Here is a 4,863-nt window from a genome sequence, read left to right on the forward strand (position 1 = left end):
ACCCCCAGGGGGATGTAAGGCAAGTTCAAAAGAAAGATCAAGGGCAAGATCAAGATCAAAGGCAAGAGCAAGATCAAAAGAAAGACCTTGGGGGGAAAGAATTCCCCCCAAATCCCCCCATCTTTTTTTTTAATAGTTTAAAGTCAAAAACTTATTGCAGCACAACACCCGGCTTGAATCCATCCCAAAACGGCCACTGCCCAGGATCGTCAGCCACATGCCGCTCCAACTCCCGAACAAACGCTTCAAAAGGCGTGAGGGAAGGATCAGGCTTGCGAATCACAATGCGATAACGATAAAGACCATCTCGAATAAGAAAGAGAAAAAGAAGAGTCGCCCCAGTCTTCTCCGCCAGCTTATAAGGCCCCACCGGAAAAACCATCTGACGCCCCATAAACTCAGCCACACCCTGGGGACCAAACCGGCCCGCTGTACCAGAACCATCCCCAGCCGTCATGATCACACCATTATCCTTCAGATTTCTGAAAATTTGCCGCTGAAACCGATCAGCATAAAGCATCTGAGCCGGAAAGGCCTCCTCCAGCTCCATACGTATCCGCAACTGGACATCCCTGCCAATGCCGCTCAGGTTTTGCTCAGAACGAAACCCCATCTGAGTCATCCCATAGCCCATCCGGCCCAAAGCCACCAGTGATAGCTGAGAGGGCCCCATGTGACTGTGGAGCAGGACACAACCCCGACCTTTTTCCAAACCCTGATCTATCAACTCCAAGCCATCAAAGGTAAGCACCTGATCAAGGTTGTCCCGGTTGAGACGGGCATAATGAAAGATGGACATCCGGTCGGTATAGTGGTTGGAAAAATAGTCGAGGATGGCTCTTTGAACCGTGTCCGGAGAATTTTTTCCTTCAGGAAGGGTGCTTTCCAACAGCTGGGCCAGAGCACGCTTTTTACTCTGGGAGAACTGAAAATGGAGATGACCCATCAGGCGAAAAATGCGTAGATTCAAAGGGATGGGAGCCAACTGACAAAACCAGCGGAAGGGATACCAGATAAAAAGTCTGAGCAGATCGCGCCAGCCGCTTTCCTGAATAATCATGGGAATTCCAACACCATCGAAGGTTTTCGTTTTTGTCGATGAAAAAGCCCAGGCAGGGCGCGGGATCCGGAAGAACAGGCCCGGGTGATCAGCATGGGGAGACGCTGGCCCGGGAGACCGAAATAGATGATCGTCAGAAAAAAATCAGGAAACCTTTACCATGATTTTGCCGTCACAACGGGAGACCGATTGCTTGAGGGCATCCAAAACATGATCGAAATCCATGTAGGAAGTGATCATCTCCTTGACGTCCAAACGGCCTGAAGAGATTAACTTGATCAGGTTGTCATAGATGCCATACCCCGAATGGCCCCGAGCCCCAAAGATGGCATTGGCTCCGGAAACCAGCGTGTTGAGCTGCAAGGGGGTATCGTTGGCAGCCCGGCCCAAATAGACGATCTTGCCATTTACCGAGAGGGATCGTTCTATCTGGGGGATGGTATAGGGCGCTGCTCCAGCCGCCTCCACCTGCATTTGAGCTCCTTCCCCAAAAGTAAGCTCCCGAACAATGTCAGCAGGGCTTCTGCCTTCCTTTTCCAGGGTTCCGGTGTTGAAGGCATGATCAGCCCCCATGCTTTCAGCAATGGCCAAACGTCGAGGGTTGGGATCAAAGGCGATCACCTTGGAGGCTCCGGAAATGCGGGCAAGTGCCACAGCCCCCAAGCCAATGGGGCCTACGCCATAAACCACCACCGTCGAGCCGGGTTTAAAGCCTCCAGCACTCACAAACATGCCGTTGTAGGCGCAGCCCAGAGGTTCGATCAAGGCACCGATATCAAAAGCCTCCTCCTCACCAAAACGCTCCGCAAGGCTGTTGATGTTCCAGCAGTGGCGGGAATCGGCCCGGGTTAGCTCCGACAGAGCCCCGTCAACGGTGATACCAGCCAGTTCGATATGGTTGCATTGGTTGGGAGCACCGCTACGGCAGGGGGTGCAGGAGCCGCACCAGCAGATGGATTCGGCAGCGATACGGTCTCCCACCTGAAAGGTGGTGACCCCAGAGCCGATTTTTTCCACAATACCGGAATATTCGTGGCCGATCACACAGGGCATTTTGGCAGGCCCCGAAAAGATGATGTATTTTTCCGGATCGGTTTCATAAAGGTGGGTGTCAGAACCGCAAATACCACACCGTTTAACCCGAATCAGTAGATCCAATGGGCGAATTTCCGGTGTTGGACGTTCTTCCACAGCGAAGGTCGGGTTTTTCCAAACCTGACTTCCCACGCGGGCGCGTTTTTGCTGTAACTCTTCTGGGGTGGGGTCATACCCCGAGCGTGGAGCCCAATCTGCATTGACAACCAGAGCCTTCATGCCGCCTCCCAGCTGACAGTGTGGGGAAAGGGGTTGGATAAACCGCAACTTAACAGCCAGTCAAGCCAACTTTCCAACACGGTCAATAAGTATTTTTAACGAAACGGATCATCCATCAAATTTGGGTGACCACAGGTTTCTTTATAATTTCTATTCAAGCACAAGTATGTCACAACCGGATGATATACCCAACAATGGAATTCAAGGATAGGGAGATTCTTCAACTGGTTGGAATCCCGGAAAGGGTAAACGGTTCCCAAAAAAAAGAGAATACCAGTTGTCAATAATACCCGCTCCGACAAGGGGATTCCCAGGCAGCCATCCTCTTCCACGATGGAGGGGCATACTGGTCTTTTGAGGGTGATTTTGTCAAGCAATTGATGGGTTTATTTGATATTTGTCAAAAACAACAGCCCGAATCACCCCTTGGAAAAGGGGAAGCGCCTTGATTTAATGGGAAATATGACAAAGCTTGGGGGGGGGAAAGTGGGGTGAAGATGAAAACGTGCAAAATCCGATCTGATTCTGTCCCCGGATATAAGTGGGTATGCATATGTAACTATTTGATAATTTAGCAAAGTTTTGGCAGGCAGGGAGTTACTCCATCCCCAGTACCTGACGTCGTTCACTCCATTTTTCGTGGTTGGGCAGCAGCAGAGAGATACAGGCCGCTGCCAGAATAAAGGCCACCGAAGTCCAGAGGCAGCCCATCAGTCCGTAGGCCATGTACATGCCACCGGAAAGGACCGTGCCCACCAGGCGTCCGGCAGCGTTGGCCATATAGTAAAACCCGACGTTCATGGCCACTTTGTCCCGATCCGAATAGAGTAGGATCAGGTAGGAGTGGACCGAGGAGTTGATGGCAAAAACCCCGCCAAAGACCGCCAGCCCCACCATGAGGGAAATCCCCGGATCAAAGCCCTGCATGATGGAGAGCGCAATTCCGGCCGGAAAGAGCGCCAGGATGAAGGCCCACAAGCGGGCTGTGGTGCCGTCCGGCCCCAGATTGTCCCGGCCTTTGCCCAGGAGTCCGGGGGCGGAGCCTTGGACAAAACCGTAGCCGATCACCCACAAAGCGAGAAAACTGCCCACCTGAGTGTGATCCCATTGGAGTTGTGCCTGTAGAAAAACCGGCAGCCCCACGGTAAACCAGACATCCCGGGAGCCAAACAGGAAAAAGCGGGCTCCGGAGAGAATGTTGATCTCTCGGGTTTTAGCAAAAAGGTGCTTGAATTTGAGCTTGGCTTTGGATTTACCCATCTCCCGGGGGAGCAGAATGCCGGTAGCGATCATGGTGACCAAAAGGCCCATGGCCAGGAGCACCAGCGCCATCTGAAAGCTCGATACTGCCAGCAAAAATCCCCCCAGAAAAAACCCAGCCCCTTTCAAGGAATTTTTCGATCCCGTCAGGATCGCCACCCATTTGAACAGCCGACTATCAGAGCCTTCCGGCACCATCAGCTTGACGCTGGATTTGGCGCTCATCTTGTTGAGATCTTTGGCGACACCGGAAAAAGCCATGAAAAACATGACATAGGGTACCGATAACCAGGAGGGCTCCACCGCCAGCATCGAGAGGGCAAACACCTGCATTGCCATCCCCAAAAACATGGTGGTGTTGAGCCCCAATCGCGCCCCCACATAGCCCCCTACGGCATTGGTGATGATGCCGAACACCTCATAGAAAAGAAACAGAAAGGCGATTTCCAGGGGGGTATAGCCTAGATGGTGAAAATGGAGCACCACCAACATGTGGATTGCCCCGTCGGTGATGGTAAAGGCCCAATAGGCGGCGGTGACCAGGAGATAGTTGCGCAATCCGGCATCTTTGGTTGCACTCTGGTCACCGGGGAGATTCTTGGCTTCGGTCATTTTCCACTCCGAAAATACGCAACATCCAGCTGGGTCGTGAGGAGGGCCGGGGGGGAGATAGGGCCAATCTCCCCCCTCGTGCCATCGAAATCAAAATAAACAGGGTATTTTAGGTCAAGCTCTGGGCCACCTTGGCGGCGAGATCCATCATCCGGTTGGCGTAGCCCCATTCATTGTCGTACCAGGCAAGAATTTTCACCTGGGTGCCGCCGATCACCATGGTGGAGGGGGCGTCGATGATGGAGGAGCGGGGATCATCCTTATAGTCGATGGAGACCAGGGGCAGCTCTTCATAACCGAGAATCCCTTTGAGAGAGCCTTCTGAGGCCTTTTTGAGCATGCCGTTGACCTCTTCTGCCGTGGTTTTTCGCTCTACCTCGAACACGATGTCGGTGAGGGAGGCGTTGAGGAGGGGGACGCGCACTGCGAGGCCGTTGAGTTTGCCGGTCAACTCCGGAAAAATTTGGGTGATCGCTTTGGCGGAGCCGGTGGTGGTGGGGATCAGGGACATGGAGCAGGCCCGGGCCCGGCGTAGATCCTTGTGGCCCAGATCGATGATGGTCTGGGTGTTGGTGATGTCGTGGATGGTGGTCATGGAGGCGTGCTTGATGCCCAGT

Annotated in this window: 3 protein-coding genes and 1 pseudogene (1 of these 4 only partly in view); all 4 read right to left on the reverse strand. The window is 53.2% G+C overall.

The window, feature by feature from the left end; genetic code table 11:
- Positions 1–151: 151 nt before the first annotated feature.
- Positions 152–1,060: a lysophospholipid acyltransferase family protein gene (locus HQL52_18750; protein ID MBF0371485.1), complete on the reverse strand. Its 909-nt coding sequence runs from the start codon at positions 1,058–1,060 to the stop codon at positions 152–154.
- A 144-nt stretch (positions 1,061–1,204) separates the two neighbouring features.
- On the reverse strand, positions 1,205–2,374 hold the full coding sequence (locus tag HQL52_18755) for an alcohol dehydrogenase catalytic domain-containing protein (protein MBF0371486.1): 1,170 nt from the start codon (positions 2,372–2,374) through the stop codon (positions 1,205–1,207).
- Positions 2,375–2,971: 597 nt separating this feature from the next.
- Positions 2,972–4,246 carry an organoarsenical effux MFS transporter ArsJ gene (gene arsJ / locus HQL52_18760; GenBank protein MBF0371487.1) on the reverse strand — a complete coding sequence of 425 codons (1,275 nt, stop codon included), beginning with the start codon at positions 4,244–4,246 and terminating at the stop codon, positions 2,972–2,974.
- Positions 4,247–4,355: 109 nt separating this feature from the next.
- A pseudogene (locus tag HQL52_18765) lies at positions 4,356–4,863 on the reverse strand (ArsJ-associated glyceraldehyde-3-phosphate dehydrogenase); it runs 503 nt beyond the window's last position.

The sequence above is a fragment of the Magnetococcales bacterium genome (assembly GCA_015232395.1).
GTDB lineage: Bacteria > Pseudomonadota > Magnetococcia > Magnetococcales > JADFZT01 > JADFZT01.

Excerpts from the sequence above, each read along its gene's own strand:
- HQL52_18750 (MBF0371485.1), bottom strand. The coding sequence starts at position 1,060 with ATGATTATTCAGGAAAGCGGCTGGCGCGATCTGCTCAGACTTTTTATC.
- HQL52_18755 (MBF0371486.1), bottom strand. The coding sequence starts at position 2,374 with ATGAAGGCTCTGGTTGTCAATGCAGATTGGGCTCCACGCTCGGGGTAT.
- arsJ (MBF0371487.1), bottom strand. The coding sequence starts at position 4,246 with ATGACCGAAGCCAAGAATCTCCCCGGTGACCAGAGTGCAACCAAAGAT.